Raw genomic sequence first — 24,786 nt, forward strand, 5'->3', positions numbered from 1 at the left:
GGCCGTTTTTTTTCCTCCGTGGTTCGGATTTGAAGACGCCAGCGCGGGCAAGCCTTGCTCCTACATACCACGCGTACCTGTAGGAGCAAGGCTTGCCCGCGATGGCGCCAGAACATTCAACACAGCCCGTCCGACAGGAATGTCTGTAGTAGTTAATCCCGATATCTGAAGGAAAACTCTCTAAAAAATCAGGGCAAATCTGATTTTTCTGACCCTCCATCACCCCCCTTTGTCGCTCATGCAGAATCGGCCGCCTTCATTCTGCTTCGGAGGCATCGGATGCTAACGTCTGCCCATCAACCGCGTTTCACGTTGACCCTCGACGGCGTCCAGAATGAGCTCAAAGTGCTTGAGTTCACGGGCAAGGAAGCCATCAGCCAACCCTATCGTTTTGACCTGGAACTGGTCAGTGAACACCCGGACCTCGATCTTGAGAGCCTGCTGTATCGTCAGGCCTTCCTCAGTTTTGGTGCTCAAGGTTCCGGTATTCATGGCCAGGTGCATCGCGTCGCCCAAGGCGATTCCGGCAAGCGTCTGACCCGCTACCAGATCAGTCTGGTGCCGCGGCTGGCCGATCTCGCTCAACGCATCAACCAACGAATCTTCCAGCATAAAAGCGTTCCCGAGATCATCGCTCTGGTGCTCAAGGACCACGGCATTCTGGGGGATGCGTTCGACTTTCGACTCGATAGCGAATACCCCCGACGCGAGTACTGCGTGCAATACGCCGAGAGTGATCTGGCGTTCATTCAGCGGCTCTGCGCCGAGATCGGTATTCATTACCACTTCCAGCACAACCCGAACGGTCACCTGCTGGTGTTCGGTGACGATCAGACGTTTTTCCCCAATCTGGCGCAGCCGACCCTTTACTTGCCAGGCAGTGGAATGGCCGCCGACCAGCCTGCGATCACGCGCTTCAACGTCCGCCTGGAAACCCGCACCACCGCAGTCACCCGCCGCGACTATGACTTCCACAAACCCGGCCTGCTGCTGCAAAGCGCTGTCGACAGCGAGCAGCGTACGGTGCTGGAGGATTACTGCTACCCCGGTCAGTTCACTGATCGCGACCACGGCAGACACTTGGCGCAACGGGCGCTGGAGCGCCATGGCGCGGATTTCCGTCAGGCTGAAGGTCGCAGTGATCAATCGGCGTTGCTCACCGGCCATTTTCTGAAGATCGTCGAACACCCGCGCACAGAATGGAATGACCTGTGGCTACTGACAGAAATCGAGCACCACGGCCGGCAGCCGCAAGTGCTGGAAGAGGCAACTGACAGCGGTGATTTTCAGGGGTATCGCAATACCTTTCTGGCGACGCCGTGGGACGTACCGTTTCGTCCGCCATTGGCCGACAACAAGCAGCGAGTAACGGGCTATCAGAACGCAGTCGTTACGGGGCCAACCGACAGCGAAATCCATTGCGACGAGTTCGGACGGGTCAAGGTGCAGTTCGCCTGGGACCGCGAGGGGCAACTGAACGAGCATTCCAGCTGTTGGCTGCGAGTCGCCAGTGGTTGGGCTCATGACGGTTACGGCAGTGTGCTGATCCCTCGGGTGGGAATGGAAGTATTGGTCGGGTTTGTCGATGCCGACCCGGACAAACCCATGGTCATGGCCTGTTTGCCGAATGGGGCCAACTCGGTGCCGCTCGATCTGCCGGCGGACAAGACACGCAGTATTTTTCGCAGCCAGAGCAGTCCCGGTGGTGGCGGTTATAACGAGCTGCGCGTTGAAGACCGCAAGGGCGCCGAGGAGATCTATCTGCGGGCCCAGCGCGACTGGACCCGGCACGTATTGCACGACCTGCACACGCAAGTGGGCAACCAGCGAAGTGTGGTGGTCACGGGGCTCGACCGCCATGAACTGAAGGCTGACGAACAGCGCATCACCCACGGTCAGCGCCAAACCGAAGTGAAGCAGGACGATCACCTGGTGGTGGTTGGCGACCGGCACATTCGGGTGACCAGTCAGGCGCTCAATGCCAGTCAGCAATTCCATGTCAGCGCCGGCCAGCAAGTGCTCATCGACGGTGGTGTCAGCGTGACCATCCAGGCGGGCGGGCAGTGGATCAACATCGGCCCCGACGGGATTTTCAGCAGTGTGCCGATTCAGCTGGGGGGCGCGCCGATGGCGGCGATGGCTGCTGCGCCAAGGTTGCCGGACGCTCCATTGAAACTCGCCGCAGCGCCAGCTGCGTTGTTGAGTGCTGCGCAGATTCTGAGCCTGAAAAGCGACGCGCCATTCTGCGAAGAATGCGAGCGCTGCAAGGAGGGTGTCTGTGCAGCCTGATGCCCTGTCACCTCGTGCCTGGCTGGAACGCCATCCGCTGAATCCTTCCGAGCAGTTGTTCGCGGTGTTCGGCAATGCCAGCTCTGCCGAGCCTCTTAAAACCTGGCAACGCTCGATGACTGCGCAAGCACCAAGCGCCATCTGGGCGGACACTGTTTACGCCGAGTGGGGGGCGGTGATGCCCTATGTCGGCATCGTCACCGCGGGCAGCGAGTTTCTGGAGTGGGTCGCCACTACCGAGTCTCGCGATTGGGGTTGGCTGGCGGTGTCTTCTGCGCCTCAAGAGGTTCTGGTCGAGCATCTGCGCAGCCTTACGCAAGCCTTGTTACCCAACGGCAACGCAGTGTTCTTCCGCTTCTGGGACGGGCGTTATTTGCTGCCGATTCTTCAGTCTGCACAGGTTGATGCCGCTCAACTGATGTCGCCGATCGGGCGCTGCCTGATCAATGGCCGGGCCTTGGAAATCGGTGGCTGCGCGCTGAAAACATCGAAGGTTTTTCCATGGTGGGAGATTCCCGGCGCGTTATTGGAGCAACTCGAGGCCCAGTCTGCCACCACCCGAATCAACAACCTGCTGACGTGGCTGAGCGACGATCGCCCGGACCTGTACGAAGCGTTTTCCGAAAGCGTTTTACGGCACAAAGTCGCGATCTTTCTTGAAGCACCTGACCTGCCTCAAGCACCGAAAACCGCCTTGGTGGAATTCCTGATGGCGGAGCTGAACTGATGGGTCAGATCGTACGTATCGAGCAGGGACTCGACAGCTTTAAAGACACCCTCAGCCTCTACCGCGAACAACTCAACCGCTGGTTTATCAAGGCCGCCGACAAGGCTAGCCACGCTGCGGACCTGCCGTCGCTGATGGGCATGGAGCGGCTGATCAAGTTCGGTAGCACGACCACCGCGGTGAGCACCGGCGATGACGATTTCATCTCCAGTGTGGCGCAGTGTCCGGCCGACGGCCTGTTGCAGATCGAGAGCAAGTTCGAATCGGTCTACGACATTCCCTTGGGGAATATTCAGGTCGATGTGATTGCCGTGGAGGGCGGTGAAAAGACGCCTGTCCTGCTGGATGAGAGCGGCAAAGGGAAGTTTAAGGGAACTGCCGGGAAGTTCTATCGCGTTCATGTCCAGAGCGAAGTGACAGTGGAGCAAGTCGATGAGCTTTTCGATGCTTACGACGGCCTGACCAAGGAGCTGGAACGCTGGCTGCGCAGCGAGTGGGAAGGGTTCAAGCCGCAGTGGTCGCAGCAGTCTGCTTCAGCGTCGCTGCTGGCGGCGGGCAATGGTTTGCTCGCCGGCAGTTGGGCGGCTATCGAGGGTGTTTGGGACAGCATTGGCCTGATTGGCGACATCCTCAAGGACCCAGCGAAGTTTGCCGAAAGGCTCGGTGGCAGCGGTGCGGCCCTGGCCGATCTGGCGCAAAAGTCGCCGGAACTGATGGAAAAGGCCCTGCTGCTGGCCAGTGACGAAGCGGCGCTGTGTTTGTTGTTGCGCACTGCGAGTCTGTGGCTGGAAGCGTTACCGCCGAGTCAGATGGCTGGAGCCACGGCAGAGGCAGTTTCGAAGACAGTGGTCGAGCTGGTGATCGATTTGCTGATTGGCATCGTGCTGAGCTTTTTCGGGGTGGGCATCGCCTATCTGTCGGTGCGGCTGATGCGCTACGGCCAATACATCGTCGACGCCGCCCTGCGCTTCGTCGCTGCGATTTTCAAGATCATCGACAGCTTTATGGACTACGTCGACCGCTACAAAAAAGTCGCCGCACGGGGTGTCGTGGCGGGTCTGAAAAAAGGTCGGATGCAACTGCGCTGGAGTGGCCGCAATAACACCACGCTGAATAAACACGAGCCTCACGTCGACGTCCCAAAGCAGGCGAAAAACCCCAACGGCAACAGCGCCGATTCGGCAGATAAAACCGCCACCCACAACTGCCCGGTGTCGATGGTCACTGGTGAAGAACTGCTGACCTTGGTCGATGGTTCGCTGGACGGGATTCTGCCGTTCGACTTCACCCGGCTCTATCGCACCAGCGCCGCCGAGATCGATAGCGGACTGGGCTTTGGCTGGAGCCATTCGCTGGCGCATCGCCTGGAAATCGACGGCGACAACGTCATCTGGATCGACCACGAAAACCGTCGTACGGCATTCCCGTTACCGAACATCGAGCGCCCGGCAATCCACAACAGCCTCTCGCGGGCGGCAATTTATCTGGGCGATGACTCCGAGGAACTGATCCTCGCCCAGGCCGGCGACGACACGCGTTTTTATCACTTTCATAACGGCCGGCTGACGACCATCAGCGACGCTTATGACAACCGCCTGCGCATTACCCTCGACCGTCAGGACCGCATCAAACGCCTCGATAACGGCGCGGGGCGCGCCTTGCTGTTGCGTTATGACCGCAGTCATTTGATCGCCGTCGACTACCAGTGCTTTGTTCCGGCCCAGAGCCTCGACGAGGCGTGGCGCACCGAGCAGACGCTGGTGAGTTATCGCTACGACGAACGCGAACAACTGATCGAGGCGACCAATGCTGCGGGCGAAAGCGAGCGCTACGACTACGACGCTCAGCACGTCATTTTGCAGCGGCAACTGGCCGGTGGCGCGAGCTTTTTCTGGGAGTGGGAAAGGTCCGGCAAGGCTGCCAGATGCATTCGGCACTGGGCGTCGTTTTCGCAGATGGACGCGCAGTACGTCTGGGATGACCAGGGCGGTGTCACCGTCCTGAATATCGATGGCAGCGAAGAGGTTTACGTCCATGACGATCGGGCGCGGCTGGTGCGCAAGGTCGACCTGGAGGGTGGCGAACATCTCAAGGCCTACGATGACAAAGGTCGGCTGATTGCCGAGCAGGATCCGCTGGGGGCCGTCACCGAATACCGTTATGACGAGGTCGGACGGCTTGTCGCGCTGATTCCACCGGAAGACGAACCGACGGCCTACGAATACCGCGACGGTTTTCTGCATGCACGGTATCGCGGTAAAGCCGTGTGGAAGTATCGGCGCAATGCTCAGGGAGACGTCACGGAAGCGACCGATCCCGACGGGCATGTCACGCATTACCACTACGACACTCAGGGGCGGCTGCTGTCGATCCGTTATCCGGACACCAGTCGGCATGTGTTCGTCTGGAACGGCTTGGGGCAACTGCTCGAAGAAACGTTGCCAGACGGTGGCCAGCGTCGGTTTTCCTACGATGCTTTGGGTCGGCAGATTACCCGGCAGGACGAACACGGTGCTGTCACCTGCTACCAATGGGATGCCGTCGGGAGACTGATTCAGACAACGCTTCCCACCGGTGCCAGCCGCGCCTTCAGCTACAACGCCTACGGAAAAATCACCGCCGAACGCGATGAGTTGGATCGCGTCACGCGCTACGAATACGCCGACGACCTGCACTTGGTCAGCCGTCGCATCAATGCCGACGGCACGCAACTGCGTTATCGCTACGACAACGCGCAGCTGTTGCTGACAGAAATCGAGAACGAATCCGGCGAAAAATATCAGCTGGACTACACGCCCAATGGCCTGATCCGACAGGAAACCGGTTTCGACGGCCGCCGCACCGCCTATGCCTACGACCTCAACGGCCATCTGCTGGAGAAAACCGAGTTCGGCGATGACGGCTCGCAACGGGTTACCAGCTATCAACGGGACTCTGTCGGACGATTGTTGGTCAAGACTCTGCCCGATAGTGTCAACGTCGAGTACCGCTACGACGGCCTTGGCCGACTGGTCAGCGTCGATGACGGCCATGACCACCCATTGGAGTTTGAGTACGACCAGCAGGACCGGCTGATCACCGAACACCAGGGCTGGGGCACCTTGCGCTATGGCTACGACGCCTGCAGCCAGCTCAATCGTCTACGCCTGCCGGACAACAGCACGCTCGATTACCACCACGCCAAGGGCGGTGCGCTGACGGCCATTGACCTCAACGGCACACGGCTGACCACGCATGTCTTTGACGCGGGGCGCGAACAACAACGCCAGCAAGGCCAACTGCTTAGCCAGTATCACTATGACGAACAGGGCCGGTTGCACGCGCACGCGGTCAACCAGTCAGACCGACCGCTGTACATGCGCCACTACAGCTATGCGGTCAACGGTAACCTGGCCGCCATCGCGGACAGCCGTCACGGTCAGCGCAGTTATTACTACGACGCGCTCAACCGCCTGACCCGCGTACGCCATGCCCGCGGCGAACCGGCGCAAAGCTTTGAACACGACCCGGCCGGCAACCTGCAAATGCACGATCGCCCGGGCCTGGCGACGATCAAAGGCAACCGCCTGCTGCTGCAAGGCGATCGCCATTACGACTACGACGCCTTCGGCAACCTGATCCGCGAACGCCGCGGTACCGCACAGAAACTCGTCACTGAATACCGCTACGACTGCCAACACCGGTTGATCGGCCTCACGCTGCCGGATGGCAAAACCGCCAGCTACCGCTATGACGCCTTCGGTCGGCGCATCGCCAAAACCGTCGACGGCCACACCACCGAGTTCTTCTGGCAAGGCGACAACCTCGTCGCCGAACGCGGCAAAGAACACTACCGCAGCTACCTCTACGAACCCGGCAACTTCCGCCCCCTGGCCATGCTCGACGGCTTCGGTCCACGCAAGGCCTGCCCGTTCTACTACCAACTCGACCACCTCGGTACCCCGCAGGAACTCACCGACTACAGCGGCGAAATCGTCTGGTCCGCGACCTATAAGGCCTATGGAAAACTCGCCAGCCTCCAGCACATTGGCGGAGAACAACTTGAGCAGCCGTTACGCTTTCAGGGACAGTACTTCGACGCCGAAAGCGGCCTGCACTACAACCGGCATCGCTACTACAATCCGGACATCGGCCGCTACCTGACACCCGACCCGATCAAATTGGCGGGCGGACTAAACGGCTACCAGTACACCCCGAATCCGACAGGCTGGGTGGATCCGCTGGGGCTGAGCGGAAATTGTCCGCCACCGAACAAGCCAGGTTGTAAGGCGCCGGATGATGTGGGTGGCGCTGCGGTTGATGAGCAGCCTCCAGCACTACCTAAGACAGAAAAGTTTGATCCAGAAAATGAGGCAGAGGCCAAACGCCAAGTTTTGGCTTGGGAAAAACAATACAAAATGCATACGGTCGCGAAGCATGGTCCGGAAATTGGTGATAAGGCCTTAAAGCAGCGGTCAATTGATGGTTCGCATCCAACAAAAAAAGGAGTAAGAGAGAGAATTAATTCTAGCTCTCAGTTTAAAAGTTGGACTATGCAGTTTCGGGCGATAAGTTATGCACTATCGAAAATGCATCGTGACCCACCTGAACCAACTGGCTACGATAACGAACGGAATCCTATTGTTCGAGTGGAGTTGCCAGGTGCCGGTCGTGGCTATAAACCGAATGATAAAGATAGAAATAGCCCCAGGTATATTGAGAGTTTGGATGGCGCTGAAATTAAGTTTGATAAAAAGAATATAAAACGACCATTTACTGCTTTTCCACGATAGGTGAAATGAATGTTGACTCATCCGTTTGTGAACATCCCTTATGTGCCAGTTCCTTTGTATTTGCTTGGGGGGATATCAATATACGATAGAGAGGAAACGCTGGGTGAGGAGCTGTGGGTATATAATCCGAATAAGAAAGATGATAGGGAGAAGATAATAAAGGTGTTCATACTTCCAGACTTTGACTATTTAACTTATAGGCATAGGTTTGTAACGTTCAAAATGCTTGAGGACATCCTGAGGCAAGCAGACTTTGATTTTGCTGCTCAGTTTGAAAGTGATTACGATGAACCACGCACTATTGCGTGGAATGAAACAGAAATAGACGATCCTCGTGGTTTTTTTGAGGATATATATCGGTTGGCGAGCGAAGCGTGGAAAGACGATCTCCATAAGGCCAGCCTTGAAGATCAGTCCACTTGGTAAAAGAACGACCCTGAGACGGAGGCGAAATTTCTGGGCAAAGTCGTCGGAAGTTTCCTTCAAAATCTAACGGTTTCCGTGAACTGGTGCGAAATGAGTTCAACCGATAGCCTTTGGTGGTCACTGACAATTCAGTGGCGGGGTGTAGGAACCCTTCAATACCATCGGAAACGCGTTAGCGTCGAAACCTGATTTGCGGCCGTCAATGTACGTCCGTAAGATTTGTTGCGGCGGCTGTGCGCGGGCACGCTTCGGCGTGATCGAGTTCTCCGATGCTCGGTATTCCTACCCCGCGTATAGCTGCCACCTAAGCCTGTAGGAAGGCTGATGGTAGCTCTCATTTACATTGGAGATCTCAAATGCCATCACTTCACCCCGATCCACCCTACGTTCCGCCGACTTCCCATCCTTCCAACCGCTACATGGCCCTCACCAGCAATTGCAGCGACATGCCAACCCTGTTCGTCGACACCCACGCGCCGCTGGATATCCTGCATGACGCTGCCGGTTATCGTATTCGCGCCGTGACTCAGGTGCTGGAGAACCTGGCGATGCGTGGGGAGATTGCCAGCGACTCGGTGATTCTTAACGACTTCGCGTTGCTGTGTGCCATCCCGCTGCGTGATGGTTGCGATCTGCTGGACGTGATCGGACGGAGGTTGCAAGCGAGACCTTCGGCGTAACGTCACGCGGTTTTGTGGCGAAGGGGCTTGTCGGATCGCCGCACTGCCCCGTTCGGCTGCGTAGCAGTCGTAATCCCGGCGAATGCGGTATGTCTTGAAGAAGTGATCGCCGGTTTTGGGGCCGCTTTGCGGCCCAGCGGGGGCAAGCCCCCTCGCCACAGGTGATGCGTTGTTCCATCCGCTCGGCTGCCAACCCCTGACGCTGGGCGCGGTACAAGGTAAACTTCGCCTCCTTCGCAGGAGCAGCCATGAATTATCGTCACGCCTTCCACGCCGGCAATCACGCCGATGTGTTCAAACACCTGACCTTGACCCGCCTCATCGCCTTGATGTCGCGCAAGGAGCAGCCGTTTGCCTATCTCGACACCCACGCCGGCATTGGTCTGTATGACCTGCAGGGCGATCAGGCGAGCCGTACCGGTGAATACCTGGAAGGCATCGCACGCTTGTGGGGCGCGCAGGATCTGCCGCCGCTGACCGCCGATTACATGCGGGTCTTGCATGAGATGAACCCGGATGGCGAGTTGCGCTACTACCCGGGCTCGCCTGAGCTGGCGCGGCGTTTGACCCGTCCGCAGGACCGGGTGTTGCTCAACGAGAAACACCCGGAAGACGGGTTGCTGCTCAAGGACAACATGAAGGGCGATCGCCGGGTCAAAGTGCACCTGGGCGAAGGCTGGCACGTGCCTCGGGCGCTGTTGCCGGTGCCGGAGAAGCGTGGGTTGATGCTGATCGATCCGCCGTTCGAGAAGCTCGACGAGATGCAGCGCTGCGCTGCGTCGCTGAAAGAGGCGATTGGCCGGATGCGTCAAACCGTGGCGGCGATCTGGTACCCGGTGAAGGACCAGCGCATGTTGCGTCGTTTCTACCAGGATCTGGCGGGCACCGGCGCGCCGAAGTTGTTGCGCGTGGAGTTGCTGGTGCATCCGCTGGATACGCCGAACAGCCTGAACGGCTCCGGGCTGGCGATTGCCAATCCGCCGTGGGGGCTTGAGGAAGAGTTGCGCGAGTTGTTGCCGTGGTTGTCGAAAAAGCTCGGCCAGACCCAGGGTGGGTGGCAGATGGATTGGTTGATCGCCGAGTAATGTGTGGCGAGGGAGCTTGCTCCCGCTCGGCTGCGAAGCAGTCGTAAAATCGGTATACAGGTTCTATCTGAAAGAACGTTGTCACTGATTTTAGGGCCGCTTCGCGCCCCAGCGGGAGCAAGCTCCCTCGCCACAGGTACTGTGTTCACCCATCAGATCGGGCAGGTCACGCCCGTACCGCCAATCCCGCAATACCCTTCAGGGTTCTTCGCCAGGTATTGCTGGTGGTAGGCCTCGGCGAAGTAGAACGTCGGAGCTTCTTCGATTTCTGTGGTGATGGTGCCTTTGCCGGCCTTGGTCAGTTCGGCCTGGAACACTTGCTCGCTGTGCTTGGCGGCTGCCAGCTGAGTTGGGGTAGTGGCATAGATCACCGAGCGATACTGGGTGCCGATGTCATTGCCCTGACGCATGCCTTGGGTCGGGTTGTGCAATTCCCAGAACATCTTCAGCAGCTCTTCATAGCTGACTTTTGCCGGTTCGTAGACCACCAGTACCACTTCGCTGTGGCCGGTCAGGCCCGAGCAGACCTCTTCGTAAGTCGGGTTCGGGGTAAAGCCGCCAGCGTAACCCACTGCCGTACTGACTACGCCTTCACGCTGCCAGAACTTGCGTTCCGCGCCCCAGAAGCAGCCAAGGCCGAAGATTGCGAAATCCACATCGGTGACGAACGGGCCCAGTAGCGGGGCGTCGAGGACGAAGTGTTTTTCCGGCACGGTCATCGGAGTTTCGCGGCCAGGCAGAGCTTGTTCTTTAGTTGGGAGCACGTTTTTGTTCACCAGAATTTCCGAGCGCAGAACCATGATCAGTCCTCTCAGTCAGGTTGGGATGAGCGATATACGCAATAAGACCCACAGTGTGCCCGAGTGTTACAGCGCTGTCAGGCGGTTGGGCCACGCGGATAGCGTTTGAGCTGCTCGATCAGCTCGGCGCCCGGGATCGGCCGGTCGAACAGGTAGCCCTGGCCGACGTCGCAGCGGTGGCGACGGAGGAACGCCAGTTGTTCGGCGGTTTCGATGCCTTCGGCGACCACTTTGATCTTGAGGTTATGGGCCATGGCGATCACGGCCGAGGTGATTTCCATGTCGTCCTGGTTGTCCGGGATTTCATGGATGAAGCTGCGATCGATCTTGATGATGTCGATCGGGAATTTCTTCAGGTAGCTGAGTGATGAGTAACCGGTACCGAAGTCGTCCATGGCCAGGGTCAGGCCCAGACGCTTGAGTTGGTCGAGCTGCAAGTGCGTATCTTCGGTGGCTTCCAGCAGCAGGCCTTCGGTCAGTTCCAGCTCCAGCAAGCATGCGGGCAGTTGCTCTTCCTTGAGGATGTTGGCAATCGATGAAACCAGGTCCGGGTCGGAGAACTGCTTGGGCGACAGGTTGATCGCCACCTGCAAATTGCCGAGCCCGGCGGCGGTCAGCTCGATGCTCTTGCGGCACGCCTGACGGGCGATCCATTTGCCGATGGGAATAATCAGACCGGTTTCTTCGGCGACGCTGATGAACTGATCCGGGCGGATCATGCCCTTTTCCGGATGGTTCCAGCGCAGCAACGCTTCCATCCCCAGCAAGCGCCCGGAGCGCAGGCACAGCTTGGGCTGGTAGAACACGTCCAGCTCGTTCTGGGTCAGGGCGCGGCGCAGGTTGTTTTCCACGAACAGTTTGTAGCTGGCCTCGGCGTTCAGCGCTTCGGTAAACACCTGAACCTGATGCTTGCCGTTGGCCTTGGCCTTGTGCAGCGCGAGCCCGGCGTTACGCATCAGGGTCTGCGGATCGCGGCCGTGCAGTGGCGCGCAGGCCAGGCCGACGGAGCCGGTGACGCTGATCAACTGGTTGTCGACGAACATCGGCTTATCCAGCGTCATCAACAATTGGCTGGCGACGTGTTGGCCGGCCTGAAGGTGGGTGTCGTCGAGCAGCACCGCGAACTCGTTACTGGCGAACCGCGCCAGGCTGCCGCTCGGGCTCAGGCTGTTGCGCAGCCGCCGGGCCAGGCTGATCAGCAGTTTGTCGCCGGTCTGGTGGCCGAGGCTGTCATTGATTCGCTTGAAGTTGTCGATGTCCACCAGCAGCAGGCAGATCGGGCTGTCGCTGTCGCGGGCGAAACGCTCGTCGAGGTTGCGGATGAATGCCGGACGGTTGCCCAGGTTGGTCAGATTGTCGGTGTAGGCCAGGCGCTCGATACGTTGCTGGGCGAGCTTGGTCTGGGTGATGTCTTCGTAGATGCCGATGTAGTGGGTCAGTTCACGGTTGTCGCCGTAGACCTTGGAGATCGACAGCTGGCCCCAGTACGGTTCGAGGTTTTTGCGTCGGCTCTTGAACTCGCCCTGCCAGCTGTTGCTCTTGGCCAGGCTTGAGGGCGCGTCGAACAGCAGTTCACTGAGGTTTTCCAACGCCGGCAGTTCCGACAGCCGATGGCCGTGGACTTCTTCGGTGCTGTACTGGGTGATCGCGGTGAAGCTGGGGTTGACGTACTCGACCACACCGTCGCAATTGACCAGCAAAAAGGCGTTGGCACTTTGCTCGACCGCGCGCTGGAACAGGTGCAACGCGCTGGTGGCGGTGCGGCGATTATGGTTGTTGATGACCTGGGCGAACTGGTCGGCCAGCTCGCCGGCGAAGGCGATCTCGTCCGACTGCCAGGCGCGGGTCATGCCGGTTTGCTCCAGGCACAGCACACCGACGACCTGACCGTCGACACGGATGCTGGCGTCGAGCATGGCATTGATGTCGCGCGGACGCAGTCTCTCGGCCATTTCCCGGGTGCGCGGGTCACGCATGGTGTTGTGGGCGTCGACCGCCCGGCTGGTGTGCAAGGCTTCCAGGTAATCGGGGAAGTTGCTGGCGTCAATCACGTCCGGCAACCAGTACTCTTGAGAAGCGCGATGGTAGGCGGAAATCGGCACCAGCTTCTGGCCGTCAAGGTTCCACAGGCTCGCGCAGTCGATTTCGTAGATGTCGCAGGCGCTGCGGGTGATCAGTTCGGCGGCTTCTTGCAAGGAGTTGCCAGTGCTGTAGCGCTGGCGCGCGAGCAGCAGGATCAGGTCTTGCTGGGCGCGAACGCGATCCAGGTGCAGCAGTTGTTCCTGCTGGACGCGCTGGTTCAGTTCCAGGGCAATCTGCAGGCGCGAGTTCTGGGTTTCCAGGTCCAGCGCCGGTAGCAGCGGATCATCGGAAAACAACCCATCGACCACCAGCAGATAGCCGCGTAGCAGGTGGCGATTGTGTTGTTTGTAGGCTTCGCCCAATTCGAGCAGGCTGAGGGAGCCTTGGGCGGTGTGTAGCGTGTAGCGGACCAGGTAATGCGGGCTTGCGGTCAATTGCTGCTGGATCGCATCGTGCAACTGATAGCGCGCTTCGGGCTCCATCAGGCTCGCATAGGGTGAGCCGACCAGAGCGCACAGCTCGACAGCGGGCAAACCGAACTGACGTTCACAATTAGGGTCAAGGAACAGCAGCGCCCAGCTTGGTTCATTCAGCCGTTCGAAACGCAGCATGCCGAGCCGCGAGGGCACAGGCAACTGCGTCACTACCTCGGCCACCATACGGCTGGCGGCATCGGGATGGCTTTTCATGGAAGAAACTCGCTTCGAAAATACTGATCGCGCCGGGCTCGCGCCCTCTTTACTGTTGCCTGCGGCAAGGTTGCATCATGCTGCACTGACTGACAAGTAAGGATGAAGGCTAAGTGCTATAAGACTGTATCGGCGGGGGTGGGTTTTTCTCCAGCGAGGGCCTGAAAGTAATGCGCTAGAGCGAAAAGATCGCAGCCTTCGGCAGCTCCTGCAGGGTGTGCGCCGTTCTCTTGTGGGAGCTGCCGAAGGCTGCGATTTTTTCCGGGCTTAACGCAATTGAATATTTGTCGATTGCACCTGGTTGCCATCCCGGTCGTGATAACTGACGCGAATGTGCTGCACGTCGACCACCAGGTGCGCAAAGTTATCCTGGCTGACCACTTCGCTGGTCAACTGGTGGTGATAGTCGCCCGCGGCTGTTCGCACCACTGGCTGGTCGAGTATGAAGGTCGAGGCTTTGGCGTAGGGCAGCAGTGCGCTGTTGCACAGAGGCGAGGAGACGATGGTGTGAACCTCGAAATCCGGGTCTTCGCTGTGGCTCAGGCGGCTGGTGAGTGAGCCATGAACATCACCGGAAACGATGATGACGTTCTTGATCTTGTGGGCCCGGATGGTTTCCAGCAGGCGCAGACGCTGCTGGGGAAAGGCTTTCCAGGCGTCGTCGCCATGGTGCTTGCGGTCGGGGTAGAACATCACGCTGGTGACCACGAACTTGACTCGTGCCGGGCTGTGGATCAGCCATTTGAGCAGGGCTTGCTCCTGCTCTGCATCGAGGATGCGTCGGTCATCGGCCGCGAGCGTGCGTCGGGTTCGACTGTCGGTCACGAACCATTCGATATCTCCCTCGGAAAACTGATACCAGTAATGTTTTAGTTCTCGGCTGGGTTGCCCGTTGGGCAGTAACTCATGAGCAGGGCTATGACTGGCCTGATATAACTCATACGCGGCCATGGCGTTGGTGTAGAGGAATTTGTCGTCTGCGCTTGCATTGGCGGGCCAGTTGTCTTCTATTTCGTGGTCATCAAGGATCATGTAAGTTGGAAGTGAAGCCATTAACTTCTGTATGTGTGGCTGGGAAAAAGCGCTTCGATACTTGCTGAGAATCTCCTTGTATTCCCGGTCGGGGGCGATAACGTTCAGGTCATCCACATAAATCTGGTCACCCGTCATCAGCAAGGCGCTGATCGGCGGCGATGCTGTTTCAGCCAGGGCGCCGATGGCGGCAAAAATGCGGTCGCCCTTGGCGGGTGCCGATGGCACGCCCGCTGTCATGCGCAGGTAGCGGCATGAGCCAACGATATAGCCGCGGGCTGTGGTGGTTTTGCTCGATGCGGTGCGAAAACGGTAGATCTCTTTCGGCCATTGCAGGGGGAGTTCTTGCACCGTTTCCACGGTGTGCACCGGGCTCATGGTGCTGAACCAGCCAGCCTGGTACTCGTAGGCGGTATCGGCGTCGAGGTTGTTGAGCGCAATAACGCCGGACAGGTCGTGAAGTGCGGTTAAAGCAACAAACAGGCCTTTGGACCAGTGTGCATCAGCGGCGCGGCGATAACGTATACCCGCAAAGACCGGGGCATTGTTTTCTACATCGCCGCGTAAAAAAATACGGGCATGGTTAGTTGTTGTGTGGCCAACAATCGGGCCAACAGTAGGTTTGAACATTTTCGAGTCCGTTCGAAGTGTAACTGTGAAAGTTATAGTGTTTTGTGAGAACGGTTAGTGCACTTTGTTGGGGCTATCCTATTGTTCGTTGGGCGATAAATATTGATAGGCAAGTGGACTTTGGCTGTGGTCTGAATAAGCCATGGAAGTAGTCTCGACTGTTATCGACGGTAGGAATACATACAGCGCTTGATCGACCGTTGACGCATGCTGAAGTGGCGGGCGTTTTTTCGGGCAAAAAAAGCCCCGCCAAATTGGCGGGGTTGAGGTACGAGCGTGGCGCTCGGAAAACGTGGAACGCGAGTGGCCCTCCGGTGAAGGAGGGCCGCCCGGTCTTACAGCAGAATGGTGCGGATGTCGCCCAACAGGTCGCTCAGACGCTTGGTGAAGCGTGCGGCAGCGGCGCCGTTGATCACGCGGTGATCGTAGGACAGCGACAGTGGCAGCATCAGTTTCGGCTGGAAGGCTTTGCCGTCCCAGACTGGCTGGATGGTTGCCTTGGAAACACCGAGGATCGCCACTTCCGGCGCGTTGACGATCGGCGTGAAGCCGGTGCCGCCAATGTGCCCGAGGCTGGAAATCGTGAAGCAGGCGCCTTGCATATCGTCCGCCGAGAGCTTCTTGGTCCGGGCTTTTTCAGCCAGGGAAGCGGCTTCGGCAGCCAGTTGCAGCAGGCTCTTCTGGTCGACGTTCTTGATGACCGGTACCAGCAGGCCTTCAGGGGTGTCGACGGCGAAGCCGATGTTCACGTATTTCTTGCGGATGATCGCTTTGCCGCTTGGCGCCAGCGAGCTGTTGAAGTCCGGCAGTTCCTTGAGCAGGTGTGCGCAGGACTTGAGCAGCAGTGGCAGTACGGTCAGCTTGACGCCAGCCTTCTCGGCCACGGCTTTCTGCGCGACACGGAAAGCTTCCAGCTCAGTGATGTCAGCCGAATCGAACTGGGTCACGTGAGGCACGTTCAGCCAGCTGCGGTGCAGGTTGGCGGCGCCAGCCTGCATCAGGCGGGTCATCGGCACTTCTTCGATTTCACCGAAGCGGCTGAAGTCCACGACCGGAATCGGCGGGATGCCCGCGCCGCCGGTTGCGCCGCCAGCGGCCGGTGCTTCCTTGGCCTTCTGCATCATGGCTTTGACGTAAACCTGCACGTCTTCTTTCAGCACGCGACCGTGTGGGCCGCTTGGGCTGACCGCGCTCAGCTCGACGCCGAATTCACGGGCCAGTTGGCGCACCGCAGGACCTGCGTGAACCTTGGCGCCAGGCTTGGCTGGAGCAGCGGCCGGGGCGGCAACTGCAGGCGCGGCTGCAGCCTGAGCGGCAGGTGCAGCAGCAGGAGCGCTCGGAGCAGCAGCGGCTGAAGCCGGGGCTGTAGCAGGTGCCGCGCCTTTGACTTTCAGCTTCAGGATCAGGTCGCCGGTACCGACTTCGTCATCCAGCTTGATGGAAACGCTTTCCACCACGCCAGCGGCAGGCGATGGAATTTCCATGCTCGCCTTGTCGGATTCCAGGGTGATCAGCGACTGGTCGGCGGCAACGGTGTCGCCAGCCTTGACCAGTACTTCGATGATCTTGGCCTTGCCCGCCGAACCGATATCCGGGACGTGGATGTCCTGAACGCTGTCGGCAACCGGTGCAGCCGGAGCCGCAGCGGCTGGCGCCGGAGCAGCGGCAGCAGGCGCAGCAGCCTGGGCAGGAGCGGCAGCAGCAGGGGCCGCAGCGCCCGCCACTTCCAGATCCAGAATCAGATCGCCCGTGCCGACTTCGTCATTGAGCTTGACGCTGATGGCCTTGACCACGCCAGCGGCAGGCGAAGGGATTTCCATGCTGGCCTTGTCGGATTCCAGGGTGATCAGCGACTGATCAGCCTCGACGGTGTCGCCGACCTTGACCTGGATCTCGATGATCTGGGCCTTTCCCGACGAACCGATGTCCGGCACGTGCACTTGCTGAATGCTGGCAGCAGCCGGCGCGGCAGCAGGCGCCGCCGGCGCAGGTGCGGCAGCCGGTTTGGCTTCAGCTTTGGCAGCCGGCGCAGCGGCAGGGGCCGCAGCAGCGGCACCTTCGACTTCCAGTTCCAGCAGTTCGTCGCCTTCTTTCAGGCGATCGCCCAGCTTCACTTTCAGGCTCTTGATGATGCCGGCCTTAGGCGCAGGCACTTCCATGCTCGCCTTGTCCGATTCCAGCGTCAGGATGCTCTGATCGGCTTCGATACGGTCGCCGACCTTCACAAACAGTTCAATTACTTCACCTTCACCGCTGCCGATGTCAGGTACGCGAATGAGTTCGCTCACAGAGTCTCTCCTCAGCAGTCCAGTGGGTTGCGTTTTTCCGGGTTGATACCGAACTTGACGATGGCTTCAGCCACCACCTTGGGTTCGATGTCACCACGGTCAGCCAGTGCTTCAAGGGCTGCCAACACCACGAAATGACGGTCGACTTCGAAGAAATGACGCAGTTTCTTGCGGCTGTCGCTACGGCCGAAACCGTCGGTGCCCAGCACTTTGAATTCCTTGGACGGAACCCACTGACGGATCTGCTCGGCGAACAGCTTCATGTAGTCGGTCGATGCGATGACCGGACCTTTACGGCCGATCAGGCAGTCTTCAACGTAGCTGCGCTTAGGCTTCTGGCCAGGGTGCAGGCGGTTGGTGCGCTCTACGGCCAGGCCATCACGACGCAGTTCGTTGAAGCTGGTAACGCTCCACACGTCAGCGCCGACGTTGAACTCTTCACGCAGAATCTTCGCCGCTTCACGGACTTCACGCAGGATGGTGCCGGAGCCCATCAGCTGAACGTGGTGCGCCGCTTCGCGGTTGTCTTCTTCGAGCAGGTACATGCCCTTGATGATGCCTTCCTCGGCACCGGCCGGCATGGCTGGCTGCTGGTAGGATTCGTTCATCACGGTGATGTAGTAGAAAACGTCCTGCTGCTCTTCGGTCATCTTCTTCATGCCGTCCTGGATGATTACCGCCAGCTCGTAGCCGTAGGTTGGATCAAAGGTGCGGCAGTTCGGGATGGTGGCAGCCAGAATGTGGCTGTGACCGTCTTCGTGTTGCAGGCCTTCGCCGTTCAACGTAGTCCGGCCGGCGGTGCCGCCGATCAGGAAGCCACGGGTACGGCTGTCGCCAGCGGCCCAGGCCAGGTCGCCGATACGCTGGAAACCGAACATCGAGTAGAAGATGTAGAACGGCAGCATCGGCTGGTTGTGGCTGGAGTACGAAGTACCGGCAGCGATGAAGGAGCTCATGGCACCTGCTTCGTTGATGCCTTCTTCGAGGATCTGGCCCTTCTTGTCTTCTTTGTAGAACATCACCTGGTCTTTATCGACTGGCTCGTAGAGCTGGCCGACGGACGAGTAGATGCCCAACTGGCGGAACATGCCTTCCATACCGAAGGTACGGGCTTCGTCCGGGATGATCGGAACGATGCGCGGGCCGATTTCCTTGTCCTTGACCAGTTGCGCGAGGATCCGCACGAAGGCCATGGTGGTGGAGATTTCACGGTCGCCCGAGCCGTCGAGGATAGCCTTGAGGGTATCGAGCGATGGTGTCGGCACGCTGAAGCTGTTGGCGCGGCGCTGTGGCACGAAACCGCCCAGTGCAGTGCGGCGCTCGCTCAGGTAGCGGGCTTCGGCGCTGTTTGGCTCCGGTTTGAAGAACGGCAGGTTTTCCAGCTCTTCGTCTTTGACCGGAATGTCGAAGCGGTCACGGAACAACTTCAGGCTGTCGACATCGACTTTCTTGGTGTTGTGCGCGGTGTTTTTCGCTTCGCCGGCACCGGTGCCATAACCTTTGATGGTCTTGGCCAGGATGACGGTCGGTTGTTCTTTATGGTTGACCGCTTCGTGGTACGCCGCGTAGACCTTGTACGGGTCGTGGCCGCCACGGTTGAGCTTCCAGATCTCGTCGTCGGACAGATCGGCAACCATCGCCTTGAGTTCTGGCGAGTTGAAGAAGTGTTCACGCACGAACGCGCCGTCTTTGGCCTTGTAGTTCTGGTACTCGCCGTCGATGACTTCGTCCATCCGGCGTTGCAGGATACCGTCGACGTCTTTGGCCAGCAGTGGGTCCCAGAAACGGCCCCAGATGACTTTGGTCACGTTCCACTGAGCACCGCGGAACACGCCTTCGAGTTCCTGGATGATCTTGCCGTTGCCGCGAACCGGGCCGTCGAGGCGCTGCAGGTTGCAGTTGATGACGAAGATCAGGTTGTCGAGCTTCTCGCGGCCAGCCAGCGAGATCGCGCCCAGGGATTCCGGCTCGTCGCACTCGCCGTCGCCCAGGAAACACCAGACTTTTTGCTTGCCTTCAGGGATGAAGCCGCGGGCTTCCAGGTACTTCATGAAACGTGCCTGGTAGATCGCCTGGATCGGGCCCAGACCCATGGATACCGTCGGGAACTGCCAGAAATCAGGCATCAGCCAAGGGTGCGGGTAGGACGACAGACCGTTGCCATCGACTTCCTGGCGGAAGTTGTTCATCTGGTCTTCGGTGATGCGGCCTTCCATGAATGCACGGGCGTAAACGCCTGGCGAGGTGTGGCCCTGGAAGTAGATCAGGTCGCCGCCGTGTTCGTCGGTCGGGGCCTGGAAGAAATAGTTGAAGCCAATGTCGTACAGGGTTGCGCTGGAGGCGAAGCTGGAGATGTGACCGCCCAGGTCAGAATCTTTCAGGTTCGTACGCATCACCATGGCCATCGCGTTCCAGCGTACCAGCGAGCGAATGCGGCGTTCCATGAACAGGTCGCCAGGCATGCGTGCTTCGTGGGTAACGGGAATGGTGTTGCGGTATGGCGTGGTGATGGCGTAAGGCAATTGCGAACCGCTGCGGGTTGCGAGTTCGCCCATACGGGTCATCAGATAATGAGCACGGTCTTCGCCTTCTTTGTCGAGAACCGATTCCAGGGCGTCCAGCCATTCCTGGGTTTCGACGGGATCGAGGTCTTGCATGGCTTGCTCCAGGGCGGAAAGGCTTCCAGAATCGGTTGCCTGAGTTAGCGACTGGCCTTGTGGGCAGACGTTATAAATTCTTGGAATGCCGGAGGTTGATTCGGCGGCGTGTAGTTTTACTACAAATCCTCGGCCATTTCAGCCTTTCGAATGTATATACGAGTAGTAAAACTACAGCGGATGGGCGTGTGGCCTCCTGCTGCGTTGTGAGAATAATCGTTACTGTTGGTCTTTAGCTAACCAATACAGGTTGAAGTTTGATGCTGGCTGCCAAAAAAACCGAAATTTCAGCTATTTCTAACTTTTGTTCGACAGTCCTTTGCGTAGTGCTTTTCATGCATTCACTACACACAGCCCTTTCTACGCCGCCCAAGGATAGACCATGAGCCTTCCTTCGCTTGCCGAACTGCCGGCCATTCTTCTTCCGCTTGTCAGTCGCGCCGAGCAGTCGTTCCGTGCCGCTGTTGCCCTGTTTGACGATGATCATGGCCTGTCGACCTGGTCGCCAGAGCGCTGGGCAGCGTTTGCCCGAGTGACAGCGGCCAGCGATTTTGTCATTGAACAGAGCCTGCGTGACCCTTTGATGTTGCTTGAGCTTGTGCAGTCCGGCGAACTAGACCGAAGTTTCACCGCCGGTGAAATGTGCGCACAGATCGCCGCCGCTGTGCAGGCGGCCACCACCGACGATGAGTTGGGCCGTGTATTGCGCCGTCAGCGCAACCGTCAGCAAGTACGAATCATCTGGCGCGACCTGACCCGCCAGGCCGATTTGATCCAGACCTGCCGCGACCTCTCGGACATGGCCGATGCGAGCATCGATCAGGCTTATCAATGGTTGTATCAGCGCCATTGCCAGCAATTCGGTACGCCCACCGGGCGGCGCAGCGGCGAACCGCAGCAAATGGTCATCCTCGGGATGGGCAAGCTTGGCGCCGTGGAGCTCAACCTGTCGTCGGACATCGATCTGATCTTCGCTTATCCCGAAGGTGGTGAAACGGTTGGCGTGAAACGTGCGCTGGATAACCAGGAGTTCTTCATTCGTCTGGGCCAGCGGTTGATCAAGGCGCTGGACCCGATGACCGTCGACGGTTTTGTATTCCGCGTCGACATGCGCTTGCGGCCGTACGGTTCATCCGGTGCGCTGGTGCTCAGCTTCAACGCACTGGAGCAGTACTACCAGGACCAGGGGCGCGACTGGGAGCGCTACGCAATGATCAAGGCGCGGGTGGTGGCCGGTGATCAGGCGGCGGGGGCGCAATTGCTCGACATGCTGCGCCCGTTCGTTTACCGGCGATATCTGGATTTCTCGGCCATCGAAGCACTGCGCACCATGAAGCAGCTGATTCAGCAGGAAGTCCGGCGCAAAGGCATGGCCGACAACATCAAGCTCGGCTCTGGCGGCATTCGCGAAGTTGAGTTTATCGCGCAGGCTTTCCAACTGATTCACGGGGGGCGCGACCTGAGTTTGCAGCAGCGCCCTCTATTAAAAGTACTCGGCACGCTGGAAGGGCAGGGTTACCTGCCGCCGGCAGTGATCGCCGAGCTACGCGAAGGCTACGAATTCCTGCGCTACACCGAGCATGCGATCCAGGCGATTGCCGATCGTCAGACGCAAATGCTCCCGCATGGCGAGCAGGATCAGGCGCGCATTGCCTTTATGATGGGTTTTGCCAATTGGACGGCGTTCCATGAGCAATTGATGTATTGGCGCGGCCGGGTCGACTGGCACTTTCGCCAAGTGATCGCTGACCCGGATGAAGAGGAAGGCGAGGAGAGCGAAGTGGTGGTCGGCGGTGAATGGCTGCCGCTCTGGGAAGAAGCCCAGGATGAAGACGCCGCTTGCCGACAGTTGGAAGAGGGCGGTTTTGTCGACGCGCCCAAGGCCCTGAAAACGCTCGCCAGCCTGCGCAGCAGCCCGCAATTGCGGGCGATGCAACGTCTGGGGCGCGAACGGCTCGATGCCTTTATTCCACGTTTGCTGGCGCAAGCGGTGGAACATGCCAGCCCGGACCTGGTGCTGGAGCGTGTGTTGCCGTTGGTTGAAGCGGTGGCGCGGCGCTCGGCTTACCTGGTGCTGCTCACCGAGAACCCCGGTGCGTTACGGCGGCTGATGACCTTGTGCGCAGCCAGCCCGTGGATTGCCGAACAGATCACCCGTTTCCCGTTGTTGCTCGACGAACTGCTCAACGAGGGGCGGCTGTTCAAGCCGCCGTTGGCGCCGGAGTTGGCCGCCGAATTGCGCGAGCGGCTGACGCGGATTCCCGAGGATGATCTTGAACAGCAGATGGAAGCCTTGCGGCATTTCAAACTGGCGCACCGCCTGCGGGTGGCAGCCTCGGAAATTGCCGGCAGCCTGCCGCTGATGAAAGTCAGCGACTACCTGACCTGGCTCGCCGAAGCCATTCTGGAGCAAGTGCTGACCCTGGCCTGGCGCCAGACGGTCGCCAAGTACGGCTCGCCGCAGCGCACCGACGGCACCTTGTGCGACCCGGGTTTCGTCATTGTCGGTTACGGCAAGGTCGGCGGCCTGGAGCTGGGGCATGGTTCGGACCTGGACCTGGTGTTTATCCACGATGGTGATCCGCAAGCGGAAACCGACGGCCCGAAACCGATCGACGGCGCGCAGTTCTTCACCCGTCTGGGGCAGCGGATCATCCATTTGCTGACCACCCAGACCAACTCCGGCCAGTTGTACGAAGTCGATATGCGCCTGCGCCCTTCCGGTGCGTCGGGGCTGTTGGTCAGTTCGTTGGGGGCGTTCGAGCGTTATCAGGAAAACGAAGCCTGGACCTGGGAGCATCAGGCGCTGGTGCGGGCGCGGGTGCTGGTCGGCAGTCAGGATGTCGGCCAGGCCTTCGAGAAAGTCCGGGCGAAAGTTCTGGGCCGTGCACGCGATTTGCCCAAGCTGCGCCAGGAAGTCAGTGAGATGCGTGCCAAGATGCGCGACAACCTGGGGAGCAAGGGCACCGCTGCCGGGACCGCGCCCAATGCCTTCGAAGCCACTGCGCCGTTCGACCTCAAGCAGGACGCCGGTGGTATCGTCGATATTGAATTTATGGTGCAATACGCCGCCTTGGCGTGGTCTGACACGCACCCTTCGCTGCTCCGCTATACGGATAATATCCGCATCCTGGAAGGTCTGGAGGAGGTCGGGTTGATGCCCGCCGAAGACGCCAGCCTGCTGCGCGAGGCCTATAAAACCTACCGCGCGGCGGCTCATCGCCAGGCCCTGCAGAATGAAGCCGGGGTGATTGCGGGGGACCAGTTTGTGGCCGAGCGACGAGAAGTGTTGCGGATCTGGCGCGAACTGGGGTTAAGCTGAAACAGGGAACTTGAAACACCAGATCCCCCCTGTGGGAGCGAGCCTGCTCGCGATAGCGGACGGTCAGTCACTATTGATTTCGAATGTGAGGGCCTCATCGTCGGATCGCCGCCCGGAGCCGGCTCGCTCCCACTGGATCTGCGGTGTTTTGTAGAAAAATGCTCCGACGAGTCTCAGCCGGCTCGTCCAAATGACCTGGCAGCCAAGGCTACAGGTGTTGGATTACCGAGGCGGGGAGGCTTATGCCTCCCTTATTCGTTTGTGGATAACTATGAAAATTCTGATCGTTGGGCCCAGTTGGGTGGGTGACATGGTGATGGCGCAGACACTCTTTCAGTGTCTGAAACAGCGTCATCCTCAGTGCGAAATCGACGTGCTGGCCCCCGAGTGGAGTCGGCCGATCCTTGAGCGTATGCCCGAAGTGCGTCAGGCCTTGAGCTTTCCGCTCGGCCACGGCGTGCTGGAGCTGGCAACGCGGCGGCGGATCGGCAAGTCCCTGGCCGGCCAGTACGATCAGGCGATCTTGCTGCCCAACTCGTTGAAGTCGGCACTGGTGCCGTTCTTTGCCGGCATCCCGAAACGCACCGGTTGGCGTGGCGAGTTTCGTTACGGCCTGCTCAACGACGTGCGCACCCTCGATAAAGCGCGTTACCCGCTGATGATCGAGCGCTTCATGGCGCTCGCCTATGAGCCGGGTGCCGAGTTGCCCAAGCCGTATCCGCGTCCGAGCCTGCAAATCGACCCGACCAGCCGCGACGCCGCGCTGGCCAAGTTCGATCTGGCCCTTGATCGTCCGGTGCTGGCGCTGTGCCCGGGTGCCGAGTTCGGCGAGTCCAAGCGCTGGCCGTCGGAGCACTATGCCAAGGTCGCCGAAGCGAAAATCCGCGAAGGCTGGCAAGTCTGGTTGTTCGGCTCGAAGAACGATCACGCGGTCGGCGAAGACATTCGCTCGCGACTGATTCCGGGCCTGCGTGAAGAGTCGGTGAACCTCAGTGGCGCTACTTCGCTGGCCGAGGCTATCGACTTGCTGTCCTGCGCCGATTCCGTGGTGTCCAACGACTCCGGCCTGATGCACGTTGCGGCAGCGCTGAACCGTCCGCTGGTGGCGGTCTACGGCTCGACGTCGCCGGGCTTCACGCCGCCGCTCGCCGAGAAGGTCGAGATCGTTCGCCTGGGTATCGAGTGCAGCCCGTGTTTCGATCGCACCTGCCGTTTCGGTCATTACAACTGCTTGCGCCAACTCACGCCGCAACCGGTGAACGAAGCGTTAGAACGCCTGCAAGGCGCTCCGGTAGAGGTCCGTTAAG

13 protein-coding genes are annotated in these 24,786 nt (G+C 59.4%); 8 read left to right on the plus strand and 5 right to left on the minus strand.

Going from position 1 to position 24,786, the window contains the following annotated elements:
* The first annotated feature begins 279 nt into the window (after positions 1–279).
* From HK44_RS07260 to HK44_RS07285, 6 genes are all read left to right on the plus strand, one after another.
* Positions 280–2,289 (plus strand): type VI secretion system tip protein VgrG, encoded by a 2,010-nt coding sequence (locus tag HK44_RS07260; protein WP_019691440.1) that lies wholly within the window; start codon positions 280–282, stop codon positions 2,287–2,289.
* Positions 2,279–3,016, plus strand: coding sequence for a DUF4123 domain-containing protein (locus HK44_RS07265; RefSeq protein WP_019691441.1), 738 nt, complete (start codon positions 2,279–2,281; stop codon positions 3,014–3,016). Before HK44_RS07260 ends, HK44_RS07265 begins: the two co-directional genes overlap by 11 nt.
* Positions 3,016–7,788 carry an RHS repeat-associated core domain-containing protein gene (locus HK44_RS07270; RefSeq protein WP_019691442.1) on the plus strand — a complete coding sequence of 1,591 codons (4,773 nt, stop codon included), beginning with the start codon at positions 3,016–3,018 and terminating at the stop codon, positions 7,786–7,788. The genes HK44_RS07265 and HK44_RS07270 overlap by 1 nt, the downstream gene beginning before the upstream one ends.
* 9 nt (positions 7,789–7,797) lie before the next feature.
* Positions 7,798–8,214, plus strand: a complete 417-nt coding sequence (locus HK44_RS07275; RefSeq protein WP_019691443.1) for a hypothetical protein — start codon at positions 7,798–7,800, stop codon at positions 8,212–8,214.
* A gap of 356 nt (positions 8,215–8,570) precedes the next feature.
* Positions 8,571–8,894: a hypothetical protein gene (locus tag HK44_RS07280; protein WP_019691444.1), complete on the plus strand. Its 324-nt coding sequence runs from the start codon at positions 8,571–8,573 to the stop codon at positions 8,892–8,894.
* A gap of 248 nt (positions 8,895–9,142) precedes the next feature.
* The gene (locus tag HK44_RS07285; RefSeq protein ID WP_019691445.1) at positions 9,143–9,979 is read left to right on the plus strand and encodes a 23S rRNA (adenine(2030)-N(6))-methyltransferase RlmJ; all 837 of its coding nucleotides are present in this window, start codon (positions 9,143–9,145) and stop codon (positions 9,977–9,979) included.
* Between the two features lie 152 nt (positions 9,980–10,131).
* Here HK44_RS07285 and msrA read toward each other — a convergent pair whose 3' ends face one another.
* From msrA to aceE, 5 genes are all read right to left on the minus strand, one after another.
* Entirely contained in the window at positions 10,132–10,779 is a 648-nt protein-coding gene (gene msrA, locus HK44_RS07290; protein WP_019691446.1) for a peptide-methionine (S)-S-oxide reductase MsrA, read from the minus strand.
* A gap of 77 nt (positions 10,780–10,856) precedes the next feature.
* Positions 10,857–13,550 (minus strand): sensor domain-containing phosphodiesterase, encoded by a 2,694-nt coding sequence (locus HK44_RS07295; RefSeq protein ID WP_019691447.1) that lies wholly within the window; start codon positions 13,548–13,550, stop codon positions 10,857–10,859.
* A gap of 267 nt (positions 13,551–13,817) precedes the next feature.
* A complete protein-coding gene (locus tag HK44_RS07300; RefSeq protein ID WP_019691448.1) occupies positions 13,818–15,212 on the minus strand; it encodes an alkaline phosphatase D family protein in 1,395 nt (464 codons plus the stop codon).
* Between the two features lie 335 nt (positions 15,213–15,547).
* Positions 15,548–17,500 (minus strand): dihydrolipoyllysine-residue acetyltransferase, encoded by a 1,953-nt coding sequence (gene aceF, locus HK44_RS07305; protein WP_024264795.1) that lies wholly within the window; start codon positions 17,498–17,500, stop codon positions 15,548–15,550.
* An 11-nt stretch (positions 17,501–17,511) separates the two neighbouring features.
* The gene (gene aceE / locus HK44_RS07310; RefSeq protein WP_019691449.1) at positions 17,512–20,157 is read right to left on the minus strand and encodes a pyruvate dehydrogenase (acetyl-transferring), homodimeric type; all 2,646 of its coding nucleotides are present in this window, start codon (positions 20,155–20,157) and stop codon (positions 17,512–17,514) included.
* A 382-nt stretch (positions 20,158–20,539) separates the two neighbouring features.
* Between aceE and glnE the strand changes: the two genes are divergently transcribed.
* Complete coding sequence (gene glnE, locus HK44_RS07315; RefSeq protein ID WP_019691450.1) at positions 20,540–23,479, plus strand: bifunctional [glutamate--ammonia ligase]-adenylyl-L-tyrosine phosphorylase/[glutamate--ammonia-ligase] adenylyltransferase; 2,940 nt, start codon at positions 20,540–20,542, stop codon at positions 23,477–23,479.
* A 271-nt stretch (positions 23,480–23,750) separates the two neighbouring features.
* Positions 23,751–24,785 (plus strand): lipopolysaccharide heptosyltransferase II, encoded by a 1,035-nt coding sequence (waaF, locus tag HK44_RS07320; protein WP_019691451.1) that lies wholly within the window; start codon positions 23,751–23,753, stop codon positions 24,783–24,785.
* Position 24,786: the final 1 nt, after the last annotated feature.

It is taken from the genome of Pseudomonas fluorescens HK44 (genome assembly GCF_000217955.3).
Taxonomy (GTDB): Bacteria; Pseudomonadota; Gammaproteobacteria; order Pseudomonadales; family Pseudomonadaceae; genus Aquipseudomonas; species Aquipseudomonas fluorescens_AQ.

Coding starts and splice junctions, on each gene's coding strand:
- HK44_RS07260 (WP_019691440.1), top strand. CDS start 280: ATGCTAACGTCTGCCCATCAACCGCGTTTCACGTTGACCCTCGACGGC.
- HK44_RS07270 (WP_019691442.1), top strand. CDS start 3,016: ATGGGTCAGATCGTACGTATCGAGCAGGGACTCGACAGCTTTAAAGAC.
- HK44_RS07275 (WP_019691443.1), top strand. CDS start 7,798: ATGTTGACTCATCCGTTTGTGAACATCCCTTATGTGCCAGTTCCTTTG.
- HK44_RS07280 (WP_019691444.1), top strand. CDS start 8,571: ATGCCATCACTTCACCCCGATCCACCCTACGTTCCGCCGACTTCCCAT.
- HK44_RS07285 (WP_019691445.1), top strand. CDS start 9,143: ATGAATTATCGTCACGCCTTCCACGCCGGCAATCACGCCGATGTGTTC.
- msrA (WP_019691446.1), bottom strand. CDS start 10,779: ATGGTTCTGCGCTCGGAAATTCTGGTGAACAAAAACGTGCTCCCAACT.
- HK44_RS07295 (WP_019691447.1), bottom strand. CDS start 13,550: ATGAAAAGCCATCCCGATGCCGCCAGCCGTATGGTGGCCGAGGTAGTG.
- HK44_RS07300 (WP_019691448.1), bottom strand. CDS start 15,212: ATGTTCAAACCTACTGTTGGCCCGATTGTTGGCCACACAACAACTAAC.
- aceE (WP_019691449.1), bottom strand. CDS start 20,157: ATGCAAGACCTCGATCCCGTCGAAACCCAGGAATGGCTGGACGCCCTG.
- glnE (WP_019691450.1), top strand. CDS start 20,540: ATGAGCCTTCCTTCGCTTGCCGAACTGCCGGCCATTCTTCTTCCGCTT.
- waaF (WP_019691451.1), top strand. CDS start 23,751: ATGAAAATTCTGATCGTTGGGCCCAGTTGGGTGGGTGACATGGTGATG.